Here is a 26,851-nt window from a genome sequence, read left to right as displayed (position 1 = left end):
GCGCGTCCGGCATTCGTGCAAGCGCGACGGAAGGCTACGCCGCCGACTGCGTCAGCTCGGGCGTGCCCGGCGCCGCCGGCGCCATCGCTTCGCCTGCCATCGCCTTGCGCAGCTGATCCTTGTCCAGCTCGCCTTCCCAGCGCGCGACGACGATCGCGGCGGTCGCGTTGCCGACCAGATTGGTCAGCGCGCGGCATTCCGACATGAAGCGGTCGACGCCAAGGATCAGCGCCATGCCCGCGACAGGCACCGACGGCACCACGGCCAAGGTGGCAGCCAGCGTGATGAAGCCCGCGCCGGTCACGCCGGCCGCGCCCTTGGAGCTGAGCATCGCGACCAGCAGCAGCAGGATCTGATCGCCGAACGACAGGTGGATGTCGCAGGCCTGCGCGATGAACAGCGCGGCCATCGTCATGTAGATATTGGTGCCGTCCAGGTTGAACGAATAGCCGGTCGGCACGACCAGGCCGACCACCGACTTGGCGCAGCCAGCCCGCTCCATCTTCTGCATCAGCGTCGGCAGCGCGGCTTCCGACGAGCTGGTGCCCAGCACCAGCAGCAGTTCCTCGCGGATATAGCGGATCAGCTTGACGATCGAGAAGCCGTTGTAGCGCGCCACCAGGCCCAGCACGATCAGCACGAACAGCAGCGACGTCAGATAGAAGGTGCCGACCAGCATCGCCAGGTTGGCCACCGACTTGATGCCGTACTTGCCGATGGTGAACGACATCGCGCCGAACGCGCCGATCGGCGCGACCTTCATCAGGATCGACACCAGGCGGAACACCGGCAACGTGACCGCCTGCAGGAAATCGACCACCGGCTTGCCACGCTCGCCGACCAGCGCCAGCGAGATGCCGAACAGCACCGCGACGAACAGCACCTGCAGGATGTCGCCATTGACCATCGGGCTGAGCACCGTGGTCGGGATGATGTTCATCAGGAAGCCGGTGATCGTCGAATCGTGCGCCTTGGCGACATAGCCGGACACCGCGTTCGAATCGAGCGACGCCGGGTCGATGTGCAGGCCGTGGCCGGGCTGGACCACGTTGCCGACGATCATGCCGACGGCCAGTGCCAGCGTCGAGAACGTCAGGAAGTAGATCATCGCCTTGCCGGCGACGCGGCCGACCTTCTTCAGGTCCGACATGCCGGCGATGCCGGTGACCACGGTCAGGAAGATCACCGGCGCGATGATCATCTTGACCAGCTTGATGAAGCCGTCGCCCAGCGGCTTCATGCTCGAGCCGAGATCGGGCCAGTAGTGGCCCAGCGCGATGCCGGCGACGATGGCGACCAGCACCTGCACGTACAGATGGCGATAGAACGGACGAGGCTGCGCGGCCGTGGCCGCGGCGGTGTGGGTGTCGATCATGCGGGTGTCCCCTGCCAATGGGCTGCCGGGCGCCATGCAGGGGCACGCGGCGGCGAGTTTCTTGAAATATCCTGGCCGAGCGGATGCGGCGCCGGACCAGCCGCTATCGCAATGCGTGTGCCAGCCAAATGTCTTTCACAACTCTTTGATTTTTAATGAAAAAATCCTGAAGCGCCGAGCAGCTCGCTGGCGTTTGAGTGGAAATCCACATAGAATTCGGTCCGGTTGTATGGAAATCCACACAACTTTTGCCGCACACGCGACCCTGCAGGCCTCGGCTCTGCAGGCTCGACCGATCCGCTACCCCGCGCCCACTCCACCGCTCACGATGGCCGAACCGCCCGCCTCCACCCTGCCGGCCGACCCAACGCCCGCGCGCCGGTCCTTCTCGCCGCGCGCCGCTGTCGGGGTGGCCCTGGCGGTGCTGCTGATGCTGGCGCTGACCGTCGCGGTGCTGCGGTGGGTCGAGCGCGCGGCGCATCGCGAGGCCACCGCCGCGGTCACCCAGCGTGCGCTGACGGCCGCGCAGTTCAACGTTGCCACGCTGCGGCGGGATCTCGAGAAACATCGCGCGCTGCCGTTCGTGCTGGCGCAGGACCCGGACCTGAAGACGGCGCTGGCGACGGCCGACCCGCAGCGCCTTGCCGCGCTCAACGGCAAGCTCGAGGCACTGGCGGCCGGCACCGGCGCCTCGGTGATCTACGCGGTGGACCGCCGCGGCCTGACGGTCGCCTCGAGCAATTGGCGCGGCCCCGACAGCTTCGTCGGCGAGAACTACGCCTTCCGGCCCTACTACCAGGGCGCGATGGCCGGCGGCGCCGCCGAGCACTTCGCCCTCGGCACGATCAGCCGCCGCCCCGGCCTGTACCTGTCGCACCGGATCGAGGAAGCTAGCGGACAGCCGCTGGGTGTGGTGGTCGTCAAGGTCGAGTTCCCCGGCCTGGAGGAAGACTGGGCGCATCTGGCCGAGCCGGTCTTCGTCACCAACAGCGACGGCGTGGTGCTGCTGACCAGCGAGCCCGGATGGCGCTTTGGCTCGCTGGTGCCTCTGGGCGAGGCGGCGGCCGAGCAGTTGCGGCGCAGCCTGCAGTTTGGCGATGGGACCTTCGCCCCGCTGCCGGTCCGGCCGTTTTCGGCCGCGGCCGGTGGCGCACCGGCGCGCAAGCCGCCTGCCAGCGGCGAGGAGGTGCGTGCGGACGTGCCCGGTCATCCGGCCGGCGACAGCTATATCCACGTTGCCCTGCCCGTGCCCTCCACGCATTGGACCTTTCACCTGCTGGCGCCCAGCCGCGACGAGCGGACCGGCACCGCGGCGCGGATGCAGGCGCAGGCGCTGGTGCTGCTGCTGCTCGCCTGTATCGCCGTCGCCACCGCGATCTACGCACGGCGCCGGCTGCGGCGGCACAACGCTCAGCAGGCCGCGATCCGCGCCGAATTGACGGCGCGCGTGCAGGCGCGCACCGCCGAACTGCAGGCCGCCAACGACCAGCTGCGCGCGGAAATGGAAGAGCGCCGGCAGGCCGAGCTGCGTCTCCATGCCGCGCAGGAAGAACTGGTGCAGGCCAACAAGCTGACCTTCCTCGGCCAGATCGCCGCCGGCGTCGCGCACGAGATCAACCAGCCGGTGGCCGCGATCCGCAGCTATGCGGACAACGCCGGCAGCTATCTGGAGCGCGGCGAGGCCGAGGGGGCCCGCTCGAGCCTCGCGCGCATCGGCGCATTGACCGAGCGCATCGGCGCCATTACGGGCCAGCTGCGCGCGTTTGCCCGCAAGGGTTCGGGCGCACGAGAGCCGACGCCGGTGGACGACGCGATCGACGGCGCGCTGCTGTTGCTCGGGCCGCGCCTGCGCACGCAGCCCGTCGCGCTGGTGCGTTCCGGCGACAAGGGTCTGCGCGTGCAGGCCGAACGCCTGCGGCTCGAACAGGTGCTGGTCAATCTGCTGCAGAACGCGCTGGACGCCGTGGCCGGCCGCGACGATGCGCGGATCGACATCGCGACGCATGCCGACGAAGCGCGTGTTCGCATCGAGATCGCCGACAACGGTCCCGGCATCGCGCCCGACATCGCCGAGCGGCTGTTCACCCCCTTCTCCACCTCGAAGCGCGAAGGCATGGGGCTGGGGCTGGTGATCAGCCGCGACATCGTCGCCGACTTCGGCGGCACGCTCGATACGCGCTCCGGCAGCACGGAAAGCGGCGGGCCCGGCGGCGCCATCTTCACCATCACATTGAATTCATCCCCATGATGCAAACCACCGAAGGCCAGGCCAGCCATGGCCCGGTGCGCCGGGTCGCCCTGGTCGACGACGACCACGATGTCCGCGCAGCCGCGGCCGAGAGCCTGACGCTGGCCGGCTATCGGGTCGACGCGCACGCCAGCGCGCAATCCTTTCTCGACAGCCTGCGCGACGGCTATCCGGAGGTACTGGTCACCGATATGCGGATGCCGGGGCTCGACGGCCTGCAACTGTTCGAACGCGTGCTCGAACGCGACGCCAGCCTGCCGGTGATCTTCATCACCGGCCATGGCGATATCGCGCAAGCGGTCGAGGCGATGCGCCGTGGCGCCTACGATTTTCTCGAGAAGCCCTACGCCACCCACCGCTTGCTGACCGCTGTCGGCCATGCCTGGGAGCAGCGCCGGCTGGTGCTGGAAAACCGCCGGCTGCAGGACGCCGCGACGCAAGCGGAGAGCGCCTGGCCGCTGATCGGCGTGACGCCGGCGATGGAGCGGCTGCGCCAGACCATCCGCCATATCGCCGACGCGGACGTGGATGTGCTGGTGGTCGGCGAGACCGGCAGCGGCAAGGAAATGGCCGCGACCGCGCTGCATCGGTGGAGCCGTCGCAGCGCCGGCGAACTGGTCGCGCTCAATTGCGCGGCGCTGCCCGAGAGCGTGATCGAGAGCGAGCTGTTCGGCCACGAACCCGGTGCCTTCACCGGCGCGCAACGCAAGCGGATCGGCCGCATCGAACATGCCAATGGCGGCACGCTGTTCCTGGACGAGATCGAAGGCATGCCGCCGTCGGTGCAGCTCAAGCTGCTGCGCGTGCTGGAGACGCGCAGCGTCGCGCCGCTGGGCACCAACGAAATGCGGCCGGTCGATCTGCGCGTCATCGCGGCCAGCAAGGTCGATCTGGGCGACCCCGCACAGCGCGGCGATTTCCGCGAGGACCTGTATTACCGCCTCAACGTCGTCACGCTGTATATGCCGCCGCTGCGCGAGCGGCGCGAAGACATTCCGCTGCTGTTCGAGGTCTTCACCGGCCAGGCCGCGCGCCGCTTCCAGCGTGAGGCGCCGCCGCTCAACGATGCGGTACGGCGCTACCTGAACACGCACGCCTGGCCGGGCAACGTACGCGAACTGCTGCATTTCGCCGAACGCTTCGTGTTGGGGGTGCATACGCTGCCGGCCGCGCCTGCCGCGCAGAGCGCGACGTCAGACGGTACGAGCGGCGAAGGCACGCTGGCCGAACGGATGGACCGCTACGAAGCGCAGCTGATCCGCGACACGCTCGCCGCCAACGGCGGCAATGTACGGGCGACACTGGAATCGCTGGGCATCGCGCGCAAGACGTTCTACGACAAGCTGCATCGGCATGGGATCGAACGGCGGCTCTATGTCAGCGACAGAACCGAATAGTCGGATGGCAGAACCGCCCACTTTCGAACTGCGCTAGAATCCGACCACTGCCCTAACCTGTCCTCTCCCGGATGCACATGCCGGTGATGACTCTAGGTCGATACATGGCTCGCCTCGCGCGGGCCATGTCTGTTTTCGGGCCATGTTCCATGCGCGCTCGGCCTCGCGCACCGGCGACCGATGCGTGTCAGCTGGCTTTGCCGCCAGATGCAGCAAGGCGCTTCGCGAGGTCTGGCAGCACTTCGCTACCCTGCAGTGCCGCGGCTGCCAGCCGACGCACATGATCCCGCAGATCGCGCGGCCATGATTCGGTCAGCATCACGAAGCGCTCGCCGTCACCGGCGTACAGCGCGCGGGACGCGTCCTCGTAGCCTGGCTGGTTGCCGAGCATCGCAAGCATGAAGCGGTCGGCGGCCTGCTGCGCTTCGCGAATCGCCTGCCGTCCTCCGTCCTGGGCACGCGCCTGCTCGACCAGTTTGCGCAACGTCACCGAAGCGCCGCCCGGCTGGGCGGCGAGCCATTCCCAGTGGCGCGGCAGCAGGGTTACCTCGCGCGCCACCACGCCGAGCCTGGGACGGCCTGGCGTCCGGGGTTCGCCCCTGCTCGCTTCCCCTTCGCGTTCCGTCTGCTCCGCGGCCGGCTGTCGCCCCTCCGGCTGCAGCCTCGCGACAATCTCCTGATCCGTGCCGCGCAGGTCGAAATCGATCTGGCGGCCGCTGCGATCATCGAAGGCCAGTACCGCTGGCGCCGACGCGTCGTCCCCCCGTTGCGCGAGGGCGCGTTTGACGGCAAGGGCGACGGCGCCGGGCGCGCCGGAAGCCAGCAGGCGTTCGCCGATGAACGCGGTGCAGGTGGCGGGTTTCGACATGTTGGATCTCCGTGAACTGGCGCTATTTTATCCGGGTAAAACAAGATGTCAATATTACCCGGGCTAAATTGCCCAACACGGTCACCGCCCCTGCTGCCCGCTCACTCCACCGAAATTCCCCGTTGCTTGATCACCGCCGCCCAACGCGCCGTCTCTTTCTGGATCGTCTCGGCCAGCTCCCGCGGCGTGCCGCCGCCGACGTCCATGCCGAGCGTTGCCAGCTTGCTCTTCAGGCCGGGATCGGCCAGCACTTCGCCGGTCTGGCGGCTCAATTGTTCGATCACCTCGCGCGGCGTGCCGGCCGGGGCCATCAGCGCATACCAGGACACCGCCTCGAACTGCGGAAAGCCCTGTTCGGCGATGGTCGGCACATCGGGCAGCACCGCCGAGCGCTTGCCGCTGGCCACGCCCAGTGCGCGCAGGCGGCCGGCCTGGATATACGGCAGCGCCGCCGACATCTGCGCGAACATCATCGTGACCTGGCCGCCGACGAGGTCCGTCATCGCCGGGCTGACGCCCTTGTAGGGCACGTGGATCAGCTTGACGTTGGCGTCGAGCTGCAGCAGTTCACCGGCCAGATGCGCCTGGCTGCCCGCGCCCGGCGAGGCAAAGGTCAGCTTGCCGGGCTGCTGGCGTGCGAGCTTCAGCAGGTCGGCAAGCGACTTCGCCGGGACGCCGGGGTGAACCACCAGCACGTTTTCGGCCGTGGCCAGCATCGCGACCGGCACCAAGTCGGCCGCCTTGTACGGCAGGTTCGGCATCAGCGACGGATTGACGGCGATATTGCCGACCGGCACCACGGCCAGCGTATAGCCATCGGGCGCGGCCTTGGCGACCTGATCGACGCCGATCGTGCCGGCCGCGCCGGCCTTGTTCTCGACGACGACCGGTTGGCTCCAGCGTTTGGACAGCCCCTCGCCTACCGTACGTCCGAGCACGTCGGCCGGACCGCCGGCGGCAAACGGCACGACCAGCCGTATTGGCTTGGCGGGATAGGCTTGCCCGCCCCCCTGCGCCGACGCGCCAAGCGGCACGCTCGCCGCGAGCAGCGCACCGAGTATCGTGGAAAGCAAACGCATCATCGTGATTCTCCGAGAGTGGATCAGGCCAATGGATCGGATGGGTGCCGCAAGGACTCCAGCGAAGGCTCCGACAATGACGCCGGCACGGACTCCGGCAAAAACGGCAAGACACCCTGCACAACCGGTGTCGCCGCGGTCAGCGCCACCCCCGCGCGATCCGCCTCGTGCGCCCAGCGGACCAGACGCCGATAGTCGTCCGGCACCATTTCCGCAAAGCGCGACAGCCGCAGCACGGCAAGCGCCTCGCCGCATTCCGGGTCGCGATGCGCGTGCAGCAATGCCTCGCGCAGCCGCGCCGCGATGTCTTCGCCGATGCCGGGAGAAGCGACCAGCGGCGGAATCGGCGAGGACTGCGTCACCGCCAGCGTGCGCACGGCGGCGATCCGTTCTGGCGCATGCATCCGCAGCAAGTCGAGCACATAGCTGTCGACCACGCCGACCTCGGCGCGCCCCGCGATCACCGCGTCGATCACGTCCTGCGGTGTCGGCGTGGCGTCGTCGGTCGGCAGATACAACGCGCCCTCGACCAGCCCGAACTCCATCAGATAGCGGCGCGGCGCGTTGTAGCCCGAATTCGACTCCGGCAGCATGCACGCAAGGCGCGTGCCGAAGGTCTGCGCCAGCGAGGTGCGGGGCGCATCGGCGCGCACGATGAATTCGCTGAAATAGCGCGGCAGGCCGCCATAGCGCGGCAGATCGGGCACCGGCGCAGCAAGCAGCCGGTAGCGCACCGGCGCGGTCGCAAACGGATAGCCGCACATCAGCACGCAGGCGCAATCGTCGCGGTCCCACAATGCACGGATCGGTGCCGGCGCATCATGCTCGACGTAGTCCAGCGCCACGCCGGCGCGTTGCGCCACGCGCATCAGCAGCGCCCGCCAGGCCTTGGCGGCCTGCGGCGACACCGAGTACATCCTTGCATTGGCGATCATGCGTAGACCAGCCTTTGCCCGATGCCCATGCGCTGGGCCTTCTCCATGATTGCGTGGCCGAGCGCGATATCGCTGAGCGACAGGCCGCGATGCCAGAACAGATTGGTCTCCTCGTCGCTCTGCCGCCCCGGTTTGCGTCCGGCGACGATCTCGCCGAGCTCGGCATGCAGCGTCTGCTCCGACAGCTTGCCGGCCTCGACATGCGCGCGCAGCGAGCCGAACATGCCTCCCTTGCACTGGCTCCAGTCGTCGACCACCAGCTTGTCCATGATGTCGGTCAGCGACAGCTCGACCGCGCTCATCGTGCCGTAGGGCACGACGAACGCGCCGCGCGAGATCCATTCGGTCTTCAACAGCGGCGTCGGCCGCTCCAGCCGCGAGGCTTCGACGACGATATCGGCGCCGCGCACGCACGACTCCCAGTCCTCGGTCACGACGATCGGCTTGCCGAGATCGCGCTCGAGCCTCGCCGCAAATGCATTGCGGCTTTCGGGGCGGCGCGAATGCACGCGGATCTCGTCGAAATCGAACAGGCTGTCGAGCAGCCTGATATTCCAGTACGAGGTACCGCGCGCACCGATATGGCCGAGCACCTTGCTGTTGCGCCGCGCCAGATGGCGCGCGCCGAGCGCGGTCAGCGCCCCGGTGCGAGCGTCCGTAATGAAGGTCGCGTCGATCACGGCGACCGGCATGCCGGTGCGCGGGTCGAACAGATTCAGCAGCGCCATTTCCGATGGCAGGCCCTGCTTGTAGTTGTCGACGAAGTCGCCGACGATCTTGACCCCCGCCAGCCCGAGCGGCGCGACATAACCGCGCAGCACATTGAAGTGCCCATTGAAGGCGGGGTCCGGAATCAGATGCATGCGCGGCTCGATCACGGTCTGCCCATTGCCCTGCGCCACCAGCCCCTGCTCGACCGCGGCAAGGATCTCCGCGTCGGTCATCTCCAGCCGGGCGATGTCCTTGCCGTTGAGGTAGGTCAGATGGATGTCGCTCATACCGTCTCCTGATGTCGTGGAATCGTGGAATCGTCGAATCGTCGAAATCAGTGTAGGGAGCGCGGCCATGACTGTCATATGCTTATATATCGGTGACGCTTAACATCTTGTTATGCCATGAAAATCAATCTGCGCCAGATCGAAGTGTTCCGCGCGGTGATGCTGACGGGCTCGATCAGCGCCGCCGCCAAGCTGCTGTATGTTTCGCAGCCGGCGATCAGCCGCCTGCTGTCGCATACCGAGCAGCGCCTGGGCTTCGCGCTGTTTCGGCGCACCAAGGGGCGGCTGTATCCAACGCCGGAAGCGCGCCGCATGCTGGCCGAGGTCAACGCGGTCTATGACGGCATCGAGCGCGTCAACGAGATCGCCGAGGATCTGGCGGCAAACCGCACCGGCAGCCTGCGCGTGTCGTGCAGCCCCAATCTGGGGCAGACGGTGCTGCCCCGTGCGATTGCGCGCTTCCGTCTGGCGCATCCCGAAGTCCGCATCGTGGTGCGCACGCAGATTCCCACCAACATGCTGCGCACGCTGCTGTCGGGGCAGGCCGAGCTCGGCGTATCGACGATGCCGCTGACGCATCCGAACCTGGAAGCGCGCGTGCTGGCGCGCAATCCGATCGTCGCGCTGGTGCCCGAGGGCCATCGTCTCGCCGGGCGCAGCGCGGTACGGCCTGCCGACCTGGCCGGCGAGCCGCTGATCGGCTACGGCGACGATGTGCCGTTCGGGCTGCTGATCCGCGAGATGTTCGGCGGCGAGGCTGACCAACCGGACTTCAGCGTGCAGGTGGAACAGGCGCACGTCGCGCGTGCCCTGGCGCAGGCGGGGGCGGGCATCGCGCTGGTCGACGCGATGACCGTGTTCGGCCAGAGCTGGCCCGATATCGTCGCGGTGCCGGTCAGGACGCGCGTCACCGCGTCGGCGCAGATCTTCCATGTCGAGACCGAACCGCTGTCGCGGCTGGCGCTCGACTTCGTCGATACGCTGGTGGCGATGATGAAGCGGTAAACGCGCGGCGGGGCGGGGGCGGGGGCGCTGCGCTGCCATGCCTTCCGCTAATGCACGATGCCGCCCTTGACGAAGCGCACTGGCTCCGCATCCATCCGCAACAGCAGCGCGGTCAGCGCATCGGGCGCCGGCTTTTCGGCTGTCGCGCTGGCCGCCGGCCTGGACGCCTGGCCCGACTCGCACAGCAGATCGGCATCGGACCAGCCCTTCTGCTGCGGCGTGCCGCGTGCACGCAGCCAGCCACCGCGATCGGCCAGCAGCTCGGTCCCGCCGAGGCGCTCCGGCGCGACACCGGCGAGCCGCGCGACGGTATCCCAGGCCTGCGGCGACACCGCCGCGCAATCGCTGCGGAACTGCGGCACCGAAGCGGGCGGCCTGCCGTCGGGCGTCACCAGCAGCGTCAGGAAGCGCGGATCCTCGAGCGGAATGCGATCGGGCGAACCGTCGAAGGCCACCAGCCGCAGCCGCTGGCCGTCGCGCCACTGCGCCAATCGGCGCGGCGTGTCGGCGCCGCAGCGTATCGCCATATCCGGAACCGGCAAGGCCATCGGCCAGCTGCCTGCCGACTTGGCGCCCTCGCCCGCGGCCAGCGCCTTGGCGTAGTCGAGCACGGCCCAGATCTCCTCGCCGGCCAATACGCCGGCGAATGCGGGCATCGCCAGGCCGCCATTGCCATCGCGCATGCCATCGGCGATATGCCAGAACAGCTCGCCATCGGCACGGCGCGCGAGCAAGGGACTGACCAGCGTCGGCGGCCAGCGCGGCAACGTTGCCGCCAGCGGACCTTCGCCGCGGCCGTCGTCGCCGTGGCAGGCCGCGCAATGCTGGCCATAGATGCGGGCGCCGAGGGAGATCGCCTCCACCGAAAATCCTGTAGGACTGGCATGAAAGCTGGTCGGCGCCGCCGGCACGAACAGCAGCGCCGGCGCTGGCCAGGGCGCGAGCAGCAGGCCGGCGGCCGCCATCGGCAGCAGTATCGCACGGCGGCGCCGCCATGCCAGCGCCAGCAGCATCGCCACCAACGACAGCGCGACGGCGATGCCGGTCCACGCGAGCTGCCTCGCCACGCCGAGATCGATCAGCAAGGTTTCGCCGGCAATCCGATGGCTCCAGGGCCAGGCCGGCTGCCCGTGCACGTCGCCAGTCAGGCCCAGCCAGTGCCATAGCCGCAGCATGCCGAGCTGCGCGTGCTCGACGATGGCCAACAGCGTATCGAGCCAGGCCGGCAACACCACGCCATTCATCGCACCGCTCGCGCCATGGCTTGTCGGAACACGGGCCCCAGCACGCCGGCGATCACCAGCTGGCGTCCAGGCCCAGATGCCGCAGCGCCTCGTGCCGCATCTCGGTCAGCCTGGGATCGCCGCGATGGCGCGGGTACGGCAGATCGACATCGATCTCCGCGCGGATGCGCGCCGGCCGATCGCTGAAGACGATCACGCGCTGGGCCAGGAACAGCGCCTCCTCGACATCGTGCGTGACCAGCAGGGCCGAGAAGCCGGCACGCTGCCACAGCGCGACCAGCTCGCTCTGCATCGCCAGCCGCGTCAGCGAATCGAGCTTGCCGAGCGGCTCGTCCAGGACCAGCAGGCGCGGATCGTTGACCAGCGCGCGCGCCAGCGCCACGCGCTGCGCCATGCCGCCGGACAGCTGATGCGGAAACGCGCGCGCGAAGTCCTTCAGGCCGACCCGTTCGAGCGCGGCGTCGACCCGTTGATGCTCGCGGCCCAGCAGGCCGCGTGCCTGCAGGCCCAGCGCCACGTTGTCCCAGACGCGCCGCCACGGAAACAGCGTCGGGTCCTGGAATACGACGATGCGCGACGGATCCGGCTCGGCGATCGTCGCGCCGTCCTGCAGGATCCGCCCTTCCACCGGCGCGTCGAGGCCGGCGACCAGCCGCAGCAAGGTCGACTTGCCGCAGCCGCTGGGCCCCAGCAGCGCGACGAATTCTCCCGGCTCGACGTTCAGGTTCACGCGGTCCAGCACCTGCAGCCGCGTCTCGCCTTCCCCGAACCAATGGCTGACCTGCCGTACCTCGATGCGAGCCCCGGCGCCCTCCCCGTCGATGACCTCACCCGTCCCGTCGTTTCCTTGATGGTGCGGGCGTGCCAATCCGCGCGCCACCGTCGCCTGCGCCTCGTCCGCCATCGCCGCGCTCACCATTTGACGGTCCCCTTCTGCCACGACAGCGCGCGGTCGCGCAGCGCGAACAACAATGTGATGACCCCGGAGAACAACAGCGCCATCACGATCAGCGCCGCGTACATGTTCACGTACGAGGCCCAGCCCTGCGCCCAGGTCAGGTACCAACCCAGTCCCGACTTGACGCCCATCATCTCCGCGGTGACCAGCACCGAGAACGACGCGCCCAGCCCCATGAACAGGCCGACGAACACCTGCGGCAAGGCTGCCGGAATCGCGACGCGCAACACCAGGAACCAGCCCGACGCGCCCATCGTCCGCGCCACGTCGTAATAGCGCTTGTCGACGCTGGCCACACCCGACCACGTCAGCACCGCGACCGGGAAGGCCGTCGCCAGCGCGATCAGGAATATCGCGGCCGAATAGCTCGACGGGAAGAAGTAGAAGGTCAGCGGCAGCAACGCGGTCGACGGCAAGGGGCCGAGCACGCGCAGCAGCGGATGCACCCAATAGCCGATCCGCCGCGACCACCCGATCGATACGCCGATCAGGAAGCCGACCACCGCGCCGTGCGCGACGCCGAAGCCCAGCAGCTTCAGCGTGTTCAGCGCGCTGTCGCCGAGCCGGCGCCAGTCGTCTAGATAGACCTCGATCAGCGCCTGTGGCGGCGCGAAGAACGGCGTCGGCAGTGTGGCGGTCTTGGCGGTCAGGTATTCCCATGCGCCCAGCACCAACGGCACGGCCACCAGCCATGGCCCGGCAGCGCGAAGTGCCGACCACCCGCGGCGGCCCGCCCCTACGCGTGGACCGATGACCGCCAACAGCGCGAGCGCGGCCGCCACGGCGAGCGCCGCGATGCCCAGTTCGGCGGTATAGGCCCAGTCGCTGAATCCAGCGACCCGGTTGGGCCAGCGCCAGGTCAACAGGCCGAAGCCGGCCCATGCCAGCACGGCAATGTAGCCGACGGGCCATTGTGTCGGCGCGGCCGCGGTGGCCGCCGTCGCGGAAGGCCCCGAAGGCGAGGCGGAGGCGGAAGCGCGTGCGGCCCGGCGCGTCGTCGGCCCGCCACCGCGCGCCGCCTCGAACGCAGCTTGATGCGTACTCATGATTTATCCCAGGACATTGGCGTAGACGTGCTGCGCCAGGCGTTGCGGATCGGTGGTCTTCTTGATCACGCCGATCTTGCGGAAATCGTCGGCATAGAAGGCGATTTCATCGCGCAGGTCGACGCCGGTCGGATGATGGGTATAGGTCAGCGTCGCATAGAGCTTGCGCAGGTCGTCCAGCGAGATCTTCGGCGAGTATTTGGCGAACACCTTGGCGGCCTCGTTCGGGTTCTCGTGCACGAAGTCGGTCGCCTGCACGATCGCGCGCGCCAGCGCGGACGCCGTGGGCCGATCGTTGCGGACCAGTTCGCCGCGCGCGCCAACCACGCAGCAGACCTTGCGCGCATACTCGCCGGTCAGATTGGTCGCCAGTTCGACATAGGCGCCATTAGTGCGCTTCTCCAGCAGATAGAGATTCGGGTCGCCGTCGGCGATCGCCTGGATCTCGCCCTTGTCGACCGCGACGCCGAGCAGGTCGGCCGGATACTGGCGCCAGGTCACGTCCTTGTCCGGATCGATGCCGTTCTTGGCCAGCAGGATCGTGAAGAAGTGCTTGCCCGGCGCGGCGAGATCGCTGACGCCGACCGTCTTGCCCTTCAGCGCCTGCAGGCTGGTGACGCCCGCCGCCTTCGCGCCTACCAGCCGCACGCAGCCGCCGTGCGAGCTGCCGATGATCTTGACGTCGAAGCCGGCCTCCAGCGGCTTGAGCCAGCGATGGATCATGCCGACCGCGGCATCGGCCTTGCCGGTGGCGATCGACTCGAGCAGCTGGTCGGTGGAGCCGCTGTAGTTGATCAGATCGACCTGCAGGCCGTTCTTCTCGAAGAAGCCCTTCTCCTGCGCGACCACGATCGGCGTCAGGCAGAACGAATTCTGGTTCCACGCAAAGGTCAGCTTGCGCGGCGCGCACCAGGCGCGCCTGCCCAGCATCAGCGCCGGTGCGGCGATCGCCGCGGCACCGGCCAGGCGCAGCACGTCGCGCCGCCGGGCAGTGGGCGTTGCATCGGAGGGGGATTGGCGTTGGCTCATGGTGATGCGGCTCCCGTGGTTCTACGTGTTGTTGGTTCGAGTCTCGGCATGCGGTTGTCGGTCAGGCCGGGCAGCAAGGCTCATGCCGCCTGCCGTTGCCCTTGTTGCTGCTCGCGCTCCCGCCGCGCATCGCGTTCGGCCACCAGCGCGCGCAGACGAGGGATCAGCTCGCGGCCGTAGTCGATCGCATCGTCGAGCGGATCGAAGCCGCGGATCAGGAAGGTGGTCACGCCAAGGTCGTAGTAATCGAGCAGCGCGTGCGCGACCTGTTCGGGCGTACCGACCAGGCCGGTCGAATTGGACCGGCCGCCGGTCTCGCGCGCGATCGCGGTCCACAGCCGGGTATCGACGCGATCGCCCTGCTCGGCGGCGGCCAGCAGGCGGCGTGCGCCCTCGCTCTGCTGCGGCCCGCCGCGGCTGTAGCCCTGTTGCACGCGCAGCGCGCGGGTGCGTTCGAGAATGCGGTCGGCACGCGCCCAGGCCTTCTGCTCGGTGTCGGCCAGCACCGGCCGGAACGACACCGAGAAGCGGATCTGGCGGCCATGCTTCGCCGCCTCCGCCCGTACCCGCGCGGTCAGCTCGCGGACCTGGTCCAGCGATTCGCCCCACAGCGCATAGACGTCGGCGTGCTTGCCGGCCACCGCGATCGCCGGCGCCGACGCGCCACCGAAGTAGATCGGGACATGCGGCTGCTGCGCCGGCTTGACCTCGGAAAAGCCGCGCTGGAAGCGGTAGTGGCGGCCCTCGTGATCGAAGGGCTCCGGTGCGGTCCAGATGCGGCGCAGGATGCCGAGGTATTCGTCGGTGCGCGCATAGCGTTCGTCGTGATCGAGAAAATCGCCATCGCGCTTCTGCTCGTCGTCCGAGCCGCCGGAGATGAAATGCACGCCGAGCCGGCCGCCGCTGAACTGGTCCAGCGTCGCGATCTGCCGCGCGGCCAGCGTCGGCGCGGTAAAGCCGGGCCGATGCGCCAGCATGAAGTGGATTCGTTCGGTCACCGCGGCCGCATACGCGATCGTCAGCGTGGCGGACGGCCCGGTGGAATGGTGCGGCACCAGGATGCGGTCGAAGCCGGCCTGCTCGTGCGCCTGCGCGAAGGCCCGCACATAGTCGCGATCCACCACGGGCCCGCTGGGCGGATGGATCTCGGATTGCTTCTGGCTCTGGATCATGCCGATGATGTCGACGCTCATGGGTTCTCCTGTGTCGCCCGCTGCGGTCACGGCGGCGGAATCTGGCGACAAACGTAAGGCAAACCCGCGCGTGGCCGAACGAATAAAAACGAAACTCCATATTCGATTTGCATCGTTCATCGAAGCGGCATCGCGGCGTTACGCTAGGCGCCGATCCGAATCCGCACAGGGAACGACCGTCATGCCTTCCTCCACCTTGCTTCGATTGCCCGCCAGCGAGCCGCATCTGGACCGTATGCTGGACCGCACGCGCAACGACACGCTCGACATCACGCTCGACGCCTTGCGCACGGCATTCGCGGCGACCGCCGCGCGGCACGATGCCGACGGCAGCTTTGCGCACGAGAACTTCGCGCTGCTGCATCGCCATGGCCTGATCGCGCAGGTCGTGCCGCAAGCCCATGGCGGAGCCGGCGCGAACCTCGCGCGGGCGCGCCGCATCGTCGCGGCTGTCGCAGCCGGCGATGCCGCCACCGCGCTGGTGCTGACGATGACCTATCTGCAGCACCGCGCAATCGCCCGCGACGACAGGCATTGGCCGCCGCCGGCCGCGCAGCAGGTGTTCGGCAGCGCGGTGTCCGAGGGCGCGCTGATCAACGCCTTGCGCGTCGAGCCGGAACTGGGCTCGCCTTCGCGCGGCGGACTGCCGGGCACCGTGGCAACGCGCACGGCGGACGGCTGGCGCCTGCAGGGGCGCAAGCTCTATTGCACCGGCATCCCGGCGCTGCGCTGGCTCGCGGTATGGGCGCGCACCGACGAGCCACAGCCGCGCGTCGGTGTGTTTCTGGTGCCGGGCCCCGTCGATCCGGCACGCGGCATTCGCGTGATCGAGAACTGGAATCACCTGGGGCTGCGCGCTTCGGGCAGCCACGAGACGGTGCTGGACGATGTATGGATTCCGCCGGAATACGCGGTCGATCTCCGCCTGCCCGAACAATGGACGCCGGCGGGGGCCAGTCAGGCCGATAACGACGCCAATGCCGATCAGCAGGCCTGGATGGTGGTGCTGCTCGGCAGCCTCTACGATGCGGTGGCGCGCGCGGGCTTCGACTGGGTCCGCGATTTCGTGCGCACGCGTGCGCCGGCTAGCCTCGGCGCGCCGCTGGCGACGCTGCCGCGCGTGCAGCAGACCATCGGCGAAATCGCCGCGCTGCTGCAGACGAACCAGGCGTTGCTCGACGACGCGACCTCGCGCATCGATGCCGGCCACCCGCCGGCACTCGCCGGCAGCGGGCTATTGAAATTCACCGTGACGGGCAACGCGATCCGCGCGGTCGAACTCGCGCTGCAACTGGCCGGCAATCATGGACTGAGCCGCAACAACCCGCTGGAGCGCCACTACCGCGACGTACTCTGCAGCCGCGTCCATACGCCGCAGGACGATGCGATCCTGATCGCGGCGGGCAGGCATGTGCTGGCGTGATGGCTCATGATGCCGCGCGCCCGGCGATGTACTCGCTGGCGCCGCGCCCTAGCAGTTGCAGGGCCTGCGCCGCCGGCACCGGCGGACCGAACAGATAGCCCTGCCCCTCGTCATAGCCCTCCTCGCGCACCGCGGCGAGCTGGCTCTCGGTCTCGATGCCCTCGGCCGTGGTCACGAGCTGGAACGCCGCGCCGAGGCTGGCCACCGCGTGCAGGATCGCGCGCGCTTCGTGGCCGCCATGCAGGTCGGTGACGAAGGAGCGGTCGAGCTTGATCTTGTCGAAGGCAAAACTGCGCAGATAGCCCAGCGACGAGTAGCCGGTGCCGAAGTCGTCCATCGCGATGCGCACACCGACCTCGCGCAACGCCTGCAGCGTCGACAGATTGGTCTGGCTCTCCTGCAGCAGCACCGATTCGGTGATCTCCAGCTGCAGCCGCGCGGGCGGAAGTCCCGCCTCGTCCAGCGCTTGCCGCACCGTATCGACCAGCGCCGGATCGCGGAACTGCAGCGGCGACAGGTTGACGGCCACCGACACCGCCGCCGGCCACGCCGCGGCCTGCCGGCTCGCCGCGCGCAACACCCAGGCGCCGATCGGCACGATCAGGCCCGTCTCCTCGGCCATCGGCACGAACTCGGCCGGCGAAATCATGCCGCGCTCGGGATGCTGCCAGCGCAGCAGCGCTTCGAAGCAGCCGATCTGTCCCGAGCGCAGGTCGTAGACCGGCTGGTAATGCAGCAGGAGCTGTCCGTCGGCCAGCGCCTGGTGCAGGTCGCGCTTGATCGCGACGCGGGCGCGCAGCTGCGCGTCCATGTCGGCGTGGAAGGCGAGCACGCTGGAGGGGCCCTCGCGCTTGGCGTGGTCCAGCGCGATATCGGCGGCGCGCAGCAGATCGTCGGGCTGCTCCCCGTGCTCGGGCGCGACGGCGATGCCGACGCTCGCCCCCAACGTCAACGTATGCCCATCGATGGTGAACGGCTCGGACAGGCACGACTGGATGCGGCGCGCCAGCGCGGCCGCCTCCCCGCCATCGGCGACCAGCGTCTGCACCACGACGAACTCGTCGCTGCCCAGCCGCGCGACGGTATCGGCCTCGGTCAGGCAGCCGCGCAAGCGGTCCGCGACCTGGCGCAGCACGGCGTCGCCGACCGCATGGCCGAAGGTATCGTTGACGCCCTTGAAGCCGGTCAGGTCGAGGCAATGCAATGCCGCACGGCTGCGCTCGCGCAGGACCAGTTCCAGATGCTCGCGCAGGGCGACCCGGTTCGGCGTACCGGTCAGCGCGTCGTGCCGGCTCAGGTAGGCCAGGTGCTGTTGCGCGGCCAGGCGTTCCTGTTCGGCGCGGCGGCGTTCGGTGATGTTGCGGAAGAAGATCGACAGGCCGTCGGCCGTCGGATAGGCGTGCACCTCGAGCCAGATCGCCAGTGGCGGCAGGTATTCCTCGAAGGCGACCGGCACCTGTTCGTCCAGTGCGCGCCGGTAGTGCCGCGCGAACACGCCGTCTGCCTCCTCTGGAAACATGTCCCACAGGCTGCGGCCGATCGCGGGGGTGCGTTCCTGCAACGCCCGGGCGGCATTGCCGTTGAAGTAGGTCAGGCGCCAGGCGCGGTCGATCACGATCACGCTGTCCATGGTGCTCTCCAGCACCGCGGACAGCCGTTGCGCCAGCTGCTGCGCCTCGCGCTGCGCGCGGTCGGCCGCGTCGCGCGCCTCGCGCGCCTCGGTCGCGTCCAGCGAGATCGCCAACAGCCGTGCCGGGCGGCCCTGCTCGCCCGGGATCGAGGCCGTCACGGTATCGAGCCATTGCACGGCGCCACTGCGCAGATGGCGGCGGATCGTGAAGCGCCCGATGCCGCCCGTGCGGGCCGCGTCCAGGGCCGCGCTGGCGTCTGCGCGGCAGCTCTCGGGAACCAGGTCGACCCATCGTTCGCCCAGCACCGGCTCGTTCTCGTCAAGCTCGAGCACGCGATACGCGGTCGCATTGGCGTACAGCACGCGTCCGTCCAGATCGAGCACGCGAATGCAGTTGGGACTGTTCTCGAGGATGCTGCGGCTGAATCGCTCGCTCTCGCGCAGCGCCGCTTCGGCACGCTTGTGGTCGTCGATGTCTTCCAGCGTGCCGTACCAGCGCACCACCTTGCCGTCGCGGTCGCGCCGCGCGGCGGCGCGCGAGCGGAACCAGCGGTATTGGCCGTCCTGCATCCGCAGCCGGAACTCGTGGTCGAACGGCTGCCCCGTATCGACGCTGTCCCGCCAGCGCCGCAAGGTGTCGGGCAGATCGTCCGGATGGACCTGCTCGGCCCAGCCGGTGCCCTTGCCCTGCTCGACCGATCTGCCGGTCAACTCCTCCCAGCGCGGCCCGGCTTCGGACACCAGCCCTTGCGCATCGGCGGTCCACGGCACCTGCGGGTTCAATTCGACCGAATGGCGGTAGTGCGCCTCGCTCTCGCGCAGCGCGCCCTCGGCCCGGCGGATATCGGTGATATCGATGATCGAGGCGATCACCACCGGCATCGGCGCGCCGTCAGGTCCGGCCAGCATCACGCGGCGCTTGCGCGTGGCCAGCACGCGCGTGCTGCCGTCGGCAGCGGTCAGCGTCTCCTCGACCTCGCGCTCCTCGCCGGTGTCGAACACCTCGTCGTCGACCGCCCAATAGCCGTCGGCCTGTTCCCTGGGCAGGAAATCGTGATCGGTGCGGCCAAGCAGCGCCGCGCGGCTGTGGCCCATCAGTTCGCACATCTGGTCGTTCAGCAGCAGCCAGCGATGGGCGCGGTCCTTGACCAGCACGGGATGCGGCAGCGCGTTGAGCAGCGCCTCGAGCGCGGCCGCGCCGCGGTCGCCATGAAACAGCGCGAGCGCTGATGGGCCATCCTCCGATGGCGCTTGTTGTCGGCCGGGCGCGTCGCGAGGAGTCATGAACGGGGCGATGGTTGCATGGCAGACAGCGGCGCGGTGCGGAGATGACCGCGTCCGTACCGTGTCCATTGGGCGGCACTGTAGCGCACATGTCAGCCGCATTGCTGTCCACCGCTGTCCGACACTCGGTGAGCGGCGATACGCGATCGTGGCGTTGGGCGATGGCTTCGCATGGGCTGGCGACCGAGCCGCGCTTCTAATGCAACTGGTTGCATACGTTGAGGCGCACTGCTATTCTCAATGCAACCAGTTGCATAACCAAGCGTGCCGCGGCATCGGTCGATCACCTCGGCACGCTTTGCGCCGTCCCTGCCCTTGACCCGAAGAGGAGAGCCCGATGGAAATCGACGACCAGCCGTTGCCCTTGCCCGATGCCGCCCGCCGCACGCTGGCGGCCTGGCATCGGCTGCTGGAGCGCAATGCGATGGAGGAACTGGACCCGCTGCTGTCGGACGGCATCGTGTTCCGCTCGCCGGTCGCGCATACGCCCTACCCCGGCCGCGACGCGATCAAGCTGGTGCTGAAGACCGTCAATACGGTATTCCAGAACTTCCGCTATCACCGCACCTTCGCCAGCAGCGACGGCAGCAGCGTCGTGCTGGAATTCAGCGCCGAGGTCGACGGCAAGGCGCTCAAGGGCATCGACATGCTGCGCTTCGACGAGGAAGGCCGGATCGTCGAGTTCGAAGTGATGGTGCGCCCGATGAGCGGGCTGCAGGCCCTGGGCGCGGCGATGGGGGAGCGGCTCGGCGCCGCCCGGGAAACGCTGACGGGCAAGGCGCCGCGGCACTGAGCGCGCGGCGCCCTGGGGATGGCCCGGCGATGGGTCGAGGGGCGACGAGGGAGCGGCGATGGGTCGTGCTTGCCGCTCAGTCGGCGAAGGCGCCTGCCTTGCGCAACATCGGCTGCCACTTGTCGCTTTCGGCCTTGAGCCAGGTCTTCAGGCCTTCGGGCGTCTGCTTGGCCGGCGGCACGATCTCGGCGCCCAGTTCGTCCAGCCGCTTGACCACCGCCGGGTCCTTCAGCGCGGCCTGCAGCGCGGCGGTCAGGCGCGCGACCACCGGCGCCGGCGTGCCCTTGGGCGCGTACACGCCGTGCCACACCTTCATCTCGAAGCCCTTGAGGCCGCCTTCCTGCAAGGTCGGCGCATTGGGCAACGCGCGGATCCGCTGCGGCGTGGTGACGCCGTACAGCTTGACCTTGTTGGCGGCGATCTGCGGCAGCGTGGCGGTGGTCTGGTCGCACAGCACATCGACCTGGCCGCCCAGCAGCGCCGTCATGGCGGGCGCCGTGCCCTGGAACGGGATCACGTTCAGCTTGACGTTGGTGGCCTGCTCGAACAGCAGCCCGCACAGCTGCGAGACCGCGCCCAGCCCCGCGTTGGCAAGATTGATCTTCGACTCGTTCTGCTGCACGTAGCGCACCAGTTCGGCGGTGCTGTTGGGCGGCAGGTCCTTCTTGCCCAGCAGCGTCATCGGCACGTCGGCGACCTGGCCGATGTATTCGAAGTCCTTCAGCGGGTCATACGACAGCTTGCGGTACAGCGCCGGCGCGGTGGCCATGCCGTTGTGGTGGATCAACAGCGTATAGCCGTCGGCCTCGGCGCGGGCCACATAGGCCGGCGCGATGGTGCCGCCCGCGCCGGTACGGTTCTCGACCACCACGCTCTGGCCGAGGTGCTTCGACATGGCCTGGCCGAGGCTGCGCGCGACCACGTCGGTGGGACCGCCGGCGGAGAACGGCACCACCAGCGCGATGGGCTTGTGCGGGAAGGCATCGGCCGCCTGCACGGCGGCCGCGGCGAGCAGGCCGAGCGCCGCGACGGTCAGGCGCAGCGAAGCGAGCGGTCGAAGGGAACGGGTGGACGCAATACGAACAGCCATGGCGATGTCTCCGGATGTAATGCCCTGCGTACCCAGGGCTCGAAATCGCCGTAGTGTCGGCCAACCGGCCGCTTCGGCGCCATCTGCCATTGCTTAAGCCATCGTACGGGTCAGCGGAAGCCGGGTTTATGCGGATCGTTGTTGCGACCCGCCGGTGGACGCTGACAAGGACGGTTCAGCCGCCGGCGCGCCTCACTCCCCGGCCGCCATCCGCTCGAGATGCGCCACCAGCATGCGCGCGGCCGGCGACAGGCTCTGCTCGTCGCGGAAACAGATGGCGAAGCGCCGATGCGCCCAGCCATCGGTCAGCGGCACGACCCGCACGTCAAGGCTCGCGGCGACCGGTTCGACCACCTCGCGCGGCATGATCGCCAGGCCCAGGCCGGCGCGCACGCAGCGCAGCGACGCGTCGAAGGTCGACACCACCGCGAGATAGGTCACGGGCCGGCCGACGATGGCCGCATGGCGCGCCAGCATGGTGTGTACCGCGGTCTGCGCCGGCAGGCCGATATGGTCGAAGTCCAGCGTATCGGAGAACGCGCACGCGTTTGCCTCGGCGAGCGGATGCGAGGCAGGCACCACCGCGGCCAGATGGTCGGCGCGATAGGGGCGCGTGGCGAGCCCTTCCAGATCGGCGGCGTCCCAGCAGATGCCGAGCGGCGCGGAGCCCTCGCGCACCGCGCGCACCACCTCTCGGCTCACTTCCTCCTCGACCGACACGCGGATATCGCGATGCTCGGGCTGCTGCAGGAAGCCGGCAATGTCGTCGGGCAGCGATTCCGCCATCGACGACACCGTGGCGAGCAGCCTGACCTGCCCCTTGATGCCCGAGCCATAGTCAGCCATGTCGCGTGCGACCCGGTCGGCCGCGGCCAGCATCGCCCGCGCATGCTCGAGCAGAATCTCGCCGGCCGGGGTCGGAATCACGCCGCGCCGGCGCCGTTCCAGCAACTGCGCGCCGACCGTATCCTCCAGCTGCGCCAGCCGCTTGCTGATCGCCGACGCGACGATATGCTGCTGCTCCCCGGCCCGCGCCATGTTGCGCGTCTCGCAGACCGCGACAAACAGGCGCAGGCTGGTCAAATCCAGGTCCCGCATCGTGGGCTTGCTCCTTGGCACCGCGAAAGGCTCGTCAGGGGGCAAATCATAGCGCGGCGTTTCTCGGCCGGAGGCATCTCCGCCTTCGGCAGACGAGAAGGCAAGCGTGAGCGGGACAGGGAGATTGGCCGCGCTGCGAGAACCGCCTCAATCGAGGCTCAGCTTCGCCTGCGCCGCGACCTTCTTCCACTTGGCGATTTCGGCGCGACGGAAGGCATCGAGCTCGGCCGGCGTCGAGCCGACCGTCTCGGCGCCGAAGCCGGCAAGCTGCTCGGCCACGGCGGGGTCCTTCAGCACCTGCGCCAGCGCGCGCGAGACCTGCTCGACGATTGCCGGCGGCGTGCCGGCCGGCGCGAACACGGCGTTCCACTCGTAGCTTTCGTAGCCCGGCACGCCCGACTCCGCGATGGTCGGCAGTTCGGGCGCGGCCTTCGAGCGCTTGGCGCCGCCGACTGCGACCGCGCGCAGCTTGCCGCTCTTGATGTGCTGCCACGCCGAACCCATGCTGGCGAACATGACCGGCACCTGGCCGGCCATCACGTCGACCATCGCCGGACCGCCGCCCTTGTAGGCGACATGTTCGAGCCGCGTGTTCGCCATCAGGTTGAACAGCTCGCCGGCCAGATGCTGCGCCGAGCCATTGCCCGCCGAGGCGAAGTGGATCGGCTTGCCCGCATTGGGCTGGCCGAGCTTGATCAGGTCGGCCACCGACTTGACGGGATACGAGGGCGTGACCACCAGCGCATTGGGCACGCGCAGCAGCAGCGACACCGGCGCGAAGTCCTTCAGCGTGTCGAACTGCATGCGGCTGTGCAGCGCCGGGTTCTGCGCGTGATTCGATGCATCGAGCATCAGCGTGTAGCCGTCAGGCTTGGCGCGCGCGACATAGGCGCCGCCGATCATGCCGCCCGCGCCACCGCGGTTGTCGATCACGACCGGCTGGCCGAGCAGGTTCGACAGCTTCGGCGCCAGCAGGCGCGCGACCACGTCGACTGTGCCGCCCGGCGGATAGGTGACGACCAGCGTCACGGGCCGTTCGGGATAGGCCGCGGCGGCGGGCGCGGCCACGCCGGCCAGCAGTACCGCCGAGGCGGCGAACAGACAGGCGCCGGCGCGGCGCGACAGCGTGCGGAACAGGGCAGGCAGCATCATGCGAAGTCTCCTTGGAATTGGAATAGGTTCAGCGCGGTATCGCCGAGCAATTGCCGGCGCTGCGCGGCATCGTCGATCCAGTCGTCGAGCCATTGCCGGGTCGCCCCGTAGGCCACGTGACGATGTTGGGTATGGGGCCAGTCGCTGCCCCACAGCAGGCGTTCGGCGGTGAAGGCCTCGAGCAGCCGCCGCGCGGCCACCCGTCCGGCTTGCGCGCATTGCGCATCGGCCCAGTTGCGATAGGCGCCGGACAGCTTGACCCAGACCCGGCCGCTGTCGGCGTGGCGCAGCAGATCGTCGAAGCCGGGATCGGCCACGCCGAGCGCTGGGTCGGGCCGGCCGAAGTGATCGACGACGATGCGGCAGCCGGCCGCCAGCAGCGCCGGCATGACTTCCTGAAGCCGGGCCGCGGGCAGATGCAGCTCGACGTGCCAGCCGCGTGCATCGATGCGCTCGAGCAGGTCGCGCCACGGCGCGGCGCCGAGGTCCGGCGCCGGCAGGCCGATCAGGTTCAGGCGGATGCCGACCACGCCGGCGGCAGCCATCGCTTGCAGGTCGGCGTCGCCGATGGCCGGTTCCACCACCGCCACGCCGCGCAGCCTGGCCGTCTGCGCACGCAGCGCCGCCAGCAGATAGCGGTTGTCGGTGCCGAGAAAGCTCGGCTGGACCAGCACGCCGTGGGTCAGGCCATGCGCGTCGAGCTGCGCCAGGTAATCGCCCAGCAGCGCGTCGTGGTCCGGCCGATAGCGCCGCTTCGCCGCCAGCGCCAGGCCGTGCTCGAACACATGCGCATGCGAGTCGACGGCCGGGGTCGGCGAGGCTGGCGAGGACTGGGACACGGTGCGACTCCGAACGGAAAACAAATGAATCGAGATACGAGGTTCGACGGATTCTAGGGAGCGCGGGTATAGTTTTCCATTATCCAGAATCTGTTTTTTCATATCGTTTCAATATGGAAACCCGCCATCTGCGCTACTTCCTCGCCGTGATCGACCATGGCAGCGTCAGCCGCGCCGCCGACTGGCTCGGCATCGCACAGCCGGCGCTGAGCACCGCGCTGGCACGCATGGAGACGGATCTGGGCGTGCGCCTGTTCGAGCGCTCGCGCCGCGGTGCGCAGCCGACCCCGGCGGCGCTGGCGATCCTCGACGATGTGCGCACCAGCGTCGAACGCATCGACGCGGCGGCAAGGCGCGCGCAGGAGATCGGCCGTGGCAGCGCGGGGCAATTGACGATCGGGCTGGTCTCGTCGGCGCTGTTCGATACGCTGCCGCGCGCGCTGCGCGAGCTGCGCCGGCGCGCGCCGGGCGTGCGCGTGATCCTCCGGGAGATGAGCAATGCCGAGCAGGCCGAGGCGCTGCGCACCGGCGCGATCGACATCGGCCTGATGCATACGCCGGTGGCGGTCGGCGGCCGCATGCGCGAGCGTCCGCTGCTGCGCGACCGGCTCGTCGCGGCGATCCCGGACGAGCTGGAGCCCGGGCCGGACGGCAAGGTTTCGCTCGCGCAGATCGCCGACGCCGGCCTGGTGATGTATCCGCAGTCGCAGCTGCCGGCCTTCCATGCCGGCATCCTCGACGCGATGCGCAAGGCCGGCCACGAGGCCTACGTCGCGCAGGAGGCCAACCGGACGCTGACGGTGCTGGCCTGCGTCGCCGGCGGCTGCGGCGTGGCGCTGCTGCCCAGCTGGATCCGTTCGCTGAACTTCCGCGGCGTGCGCTTCTGCGAGGTGCGCGACGGCGCCGCGCTGCCGACCTTCGACCTGTCGGCAATCTGGCCGGCGCGCTCGGTACCCACGCTGGCCGATCTGTTCGCCGGTCTGGAGATGGGCCCGGCGTAGCGGCACGGCGGTAGACGGGCTCGGCGCGGCGCACGACGCCGTGGCATGGCGTTTGCATCGTCACCCCGCACGATTGCCGATCCGCGAAGGAGTGACCATGCGCCCGTCCCGTCCCGTCACCATCGTCATCACCGGCGCGTCCAGCGGCATCGGACGGGCCACCGCCGAGGCCTTCGCCCGCCGCGGCGTGCGCCTGGTGCTCGCGGCGCGCGGCGAAGCGGCGCTGCGCGAGGCCGCCCATGTCTGCGCTGCGCATGGCGCCGACACGCTGATCGTGCCGACCGACGTCGGCGATGCGGAAGCGGTTGCGGCGCTGGCCCGGCTCGCGGCCGACACCGGCGACGGCCGCATCGACGTCTGGGTCAACAACGCCGGCGTCGGCGCGGTCGGCCTGCTGGAGCAGACGCCGGTCCATGCACACGAGCGCGTGCTGCGGACCAACCTGATCGCCTACCTGTACGGCGCGCACGCGGTGCTGCCCTACTTCAAGCGCGAGGGGCACGGCACGCTGATCAATGTGCTGTCGATGAACGCCTGGTCGCCATCGGCCTATGGCGTGTCCTACACCGCCAGCAAATATGGCCTGCGCGGTTTCAGCGAGGCGCTGCGCGCCGAACTGCTGCCCTTCCCCGGCATCCACGTCTGCGACATCTTCCCCGCGGTGGCCGATACGCCGGCCTTTCGGCATTGCGCCAACTACACCGGCAAGGCGATCCGCCCCCCGCGGCCGCTGGTCGATCCCCGCACGATCGCCCGTGACATCGTGCGGGCGGCGGCACAGCCGCGCCGCCAGGCGACCACCATCGGCAGCGTGACGTGGCTGTCCCGCCTCGGCAATCTGGTCGCGCCAGGCCTGACGCGCCGCTTTTCCCAGCAGCTGGCCCAGCGCTATCTGGACCGCGCCGACCGCGCGCCGCGCACCGACGGCAATCTGTTCGATCCGACCGAGGGCTATCTGGCCGTGGACGGCGGCTGGCGCGATCGCACGGAGGCGTCGCGCGCGGCACAGGCCGGCGTGATCGGCGCCGGCCTGCTGGCGCTTGGGATCTGGGCACTGTGGCGGCGACAGGCCGGCTAGGGACCGCCAAGGTCGACCCGCGTGCCGGCAGCGTCATGCTGCGCTGCCGCACGATCGCGCGTTTTGCTTCACAATAACGCCGAAGCCG

At 69.2% G+C, this 26,851-nt stretch carries 22 protein-coding genes; 7 read left to right on the top strand and 15 right to left on the bottom strand.

The genetic code is table 11. From position 1 onward, the window contains the following. Positions 1–34: 34 nt before the first annotated feature. Positions 35–1,375: a dicarboxylate/amino acid:cation symporter gene (locus tag F7Q96_RS08795; protein ID WP_053823750.1), complete on the bottom strand. Its 1,341-nt coding sequence runs from the start codon at positions 1,373–1,375 to the stop codon at positions 35–37. A gap of 328 nt (positions 1,376–1,703) precedes the next feature. Here F7Q96_RS08795 and F7Q96_RS08790 point away from each other — a divergent pair, with 328 nt between their 5' ends. Together F7Q96_RS08790 and F7Q96_RS08785 are read left to right on the top strand one after the other, a co-directional pair. Further along, positions 1,704–3,623, top strand: a complete 1,920-nt coding sequence (locus F7Q96_RS08790; protein ID WP_151022498.1) for a sensor histidine kinase — start codon at positions 1,704–1,706, stop codon at positions 3,621–3,623. Then, positions 3,620–5,020: a sigma-54-dependent transcriptional regulator gene (locus F7Q96_RS08785; protein ID WP_053823747.1), complete on the top strand. Its 1,401-nt coding sequence runs from the start codon at positions 3,620–3,622 to the stop codon at positions 5,018–5,020. Before F7Q96_RS08790 ends, F7Q96_RS08785 begins: the two co-directional genes overlap by 4 nt. A 187-nt stretch (positions 5,021–5,207) precedes the next feature. Here F7Q96_RS08785 and F7Q96_RS08780 read toward each other — a convergent pair whose 3' ends face one another. The 4 genes from F7Q96_RS08780 to F7Q96_RS08765 form a co-directional block, all read right to left on the bottom strand. Beyond that, on the bottom strand, positions 5,208–5,888 hold the full coding sequence (locus F7Q96_RS08780; RefSeq protein ID WP_151022496.1) for a DUF2239 family protein: 681 nt from the start codon (positions 5,886–5,888) through the stop codon (positions 5,208–5,210). 101 nt (positions 5,889–5,989) lie between these two features. Further along, a complete protein-coding gene (locus F7Q96_RS08775) occupies positions 5,990–6,967 on the bottom strand; it encodes a Bug family tripartite tricarboxylate transporter substrate binding protein (protein WP_144426014.1) in 978 nt (325 codons plus the stop codon). A 23-nt stretch (positions 6,968–6,990) separates the two neighbouring features. After that, a complete protein-coding gene (locus F7Q96_RS08770) occupies positions 6,991–7,902 on the bottom strand; it encodes a phosphate/phosphite/phosphonate ABC transporter substrate-binding protein (protein ID WP_053823745.1) in 912 nt (303 codons plus the stop codon). Further along, positions 7,899–8,900 (bottom strand): ornithine cyclodeaminase family protein, encoded by a 1,002-nt coding sequence (locus F7Q96_RS08765; RefSeq protein WP_053823744.1) that lies wholly within the window; start codon positions 8,898–8,900, stop codon positions 7,899–7,901. The genes F7Q96_RS08770 and F7Q96_RS08765 overlap by 4 nt, the downstream gene beginning before the upstream one ends. 117 nt (positions 8,901–9,017) lie before the next feature. Between F7Q96_RS08765 and F7Q96_RS08760 the strand changes: the two genes are divergently transcribed. Beyond that, complete coding sequence (locus F7Q96_RS08760; protein WP_053823743.1) at positions 9,018–9,905, top strand: LysR family transcriptional regulator; 888 nt, start codon at positions 9,018–9,020, stop codon at positions 9,903–9,905. Positions 9,906–9,952: 47 nt separating this feature from the next. On the opposite strand, the gene F7Q96_RS08755 is transcribed toward F7Q96_RS08760, so the two are convergent. The 5 genes from F7Q96_RS08755 to F7Q96_RS08735 form a co-directional block, all read right to left on the bottom strand. Then, positions 9,953–11,149 (bottom strand): c-type cytochrome, encoded by a 1,197-nt coding sequence (locus tag F7Q96_RS08755; RefSeq protein WP_053823742.1) that lies wholly within the window; start codon positions 11,147–11,149, stop codon positions 9,953–9,955. A 52-nt stretch (positions 11,150–11,201) separates the two neighbouring features. Beyond that, entirely contained in the window at positions 11,202–12,068 is an 867-nt protein-coding gene (locus F7Q96_RS08750; RefSeq protein ID WP_212762791.1) for an ABC transporter ATP-binding protein, read from the bottom strand. Then, entirely contained in the window at positions 12,062–13,153 is a 1,092-nt protein-coding gene (locus tag F7Q96_RS08745; protein ID WP_053823741.1) for an ABC transporter permease, read from the bottom strand. The genes F7Q96_RS08750 and F7Q96_RS08745 overlap by 7 nt, the downstream gene beginning before the upstream one ends. A gap of 3 nt (positions 13,154–13,156) precedes the next feature. Beyond that, positions 13,157–14,182, bottom strand: coding sequence for an ABC transporter substrate-binding protein (locus F7Q96_RS08740; RefSeq protein WP_053823740.1), 1,026 nt, complete (start codon positions 14,180–14,182; stop codon positions 13,157–13,159). An 80-nt stretch (positions 14,183–14,262) separates the two neighbouring features. After that, positions 14,263–15,375: an LLM class flavin-dependent oxidoreductase gene (locus F7Q96_RS08735; protein WP_053823739.1), complete on the bottom strand. Its 1,113-nt coding sequence runs from the start codon at positions 15,373–15,375 to the stop codon at positions 14,263–14,265. Positions 15,376–15,556: 181 nt separating this feature from the next. On the opposite strand from F7Q96_RS08735, the gene F7Q96_RS08730 reads away from it, so the two are divergent. Then, positions 15,557–16,798 (top strand): acyl-CoA dehydrogenase family protein, encoded by a 1,242-nt coding sequence (locus F7Q96_RS08730; RefSeq protein WP_082371721.1) that lies wholly within the window; start codon positions 15,557–15,559, stop codon positions 16,796–16,798. Positions 16,799–16,802: 4 nt separating this feature from the next. Here the strand turns inward: F7Q96_RS08730 and F7Q96_RS08725 are convergent, their stop codons facing one another. Then, complete coding sequence (locus F7Q96_RS08725) at positions 16,803–19,712, bottom strand: EAL domain-containing protein (protein WP_053823737.1); 2,910 nt, start codon at positions 19,710–19,712, stop codon at positions 16,803–16,805. Between the two features lie 337 nt (positions 19,713–20,049). On the opposite strand from F7Q96_RS08725, the gene F7Q96_RS08720 reads away from it, so the two are divergent. Then, entirely contained in the window at positions 20,050–20,505 is a 456-nt protein-coding gene (locus F7Q96_RS08720; RefSeq protein WP_151022494.1) for a nuclear transport factor 2 family protein, read from the top strand. Positions 20,506–20,581: 76 nt separating this feature from the next. Here F7Q96_RS08720 and F7Q96_RS08715 read toward each other — a convergent pair whose 3' ends face one another. The 4 genes from F7Q96_RS08715 to F7Q96_RS08700 form a co-directional block, all read right to left on the bottom strand. Then, entirely contained in the window at positions 20,582–21,595 is a 1,014-nt protein-coding gene (locus F7Q96_RS08715) for a tripartite tricarboxylate transporter substrate-binding protein (protein ID WP_053823736.1), read from the bottom strand. A gap of 192 nt (positions 21,596–21,787) precedes the next feature. After that, positions 21,788–22,693, bottom strand: a complete 906-nt coding sequence (locus F7Q96_RS08710; RefSeq protein ID WP_053823735.1) for a LysR family transcriptional regulator — start codon at positions 22,691–22,693, stop codon at positions 21,788–21,790. 147 nt (positions 22,694–22,840) lie between these two features. Then, complete coding sequence (locus F7Q96_RS08705) at positions 22,841–23,845, bottom strand: tripartite tricarboxylate transporter substrate binding protein (protein ID WP_390885724.1); 1,005 nt, start codon at positions 23,843–23,845, stop codon at positions 22,841–22,843. Then, positions 23,842–24,684, bottom strand: a complete 843-nt coding sequence (locus tag F7Q96_RS08700) for an amidohydrolase family protein (RefSeq protein WP_053823734.1) — start codon at positions 24,682–24,684, stop codon at positions 23,842–23,844. The genes F7Q96_RS08705 and F7Q96_RS08700 overlap by 4 nt, the downstream gene beginning before the upstream one ends. Positions 24,685–24,797: 113 nt before the next feature. On the opposite strand from F7Q96_RS08700, the gene F7Q96_RS08695 reads away from it, so the two are divergent. Then, positions 24,798–25,685: a LysR family transcriptional regulator gene (locus F7Q96_RS08695; protein ID WP_053823733.1), complete on the top strand. Its 888-nt coding sequence runs from the start codon at positions 24,798–24,800 to the stop codon at positions 25,683–25,685. A 97-nt stretch (positions 25,686–25,782) separates the two neighbouring features. Beyond that, positions 25,783–26,763, top strand: a complete 981-nt coding sequence (locus tag F7Q96_RS08690; protein ID WP_151022492.1) for an SDR family oxidoreductase — start codon at positions 25,783–25,785, stop codon at positions 26,761–26,763. Positions 26,764–26,851 lie beyond the last annotated feature (88 nt).

Origin of the sequence: Cupriavidus gilardii (genome assembly GCF_008801915.1) — a bacterium.
In the GTDB taxonomy this organism is placed as follows: Bacteria; Pseudomonadota; Gammaproteobacteria; order Burkholderiales; family Burkholderiaceae; genus Cupriavidus; species Cupriavidus gilardii.
The sequence above is the reverse complement of the archived record's forward strand: the minus strand, read 5'-3'. Positions and strand labels throughout refer to the sequence as shown.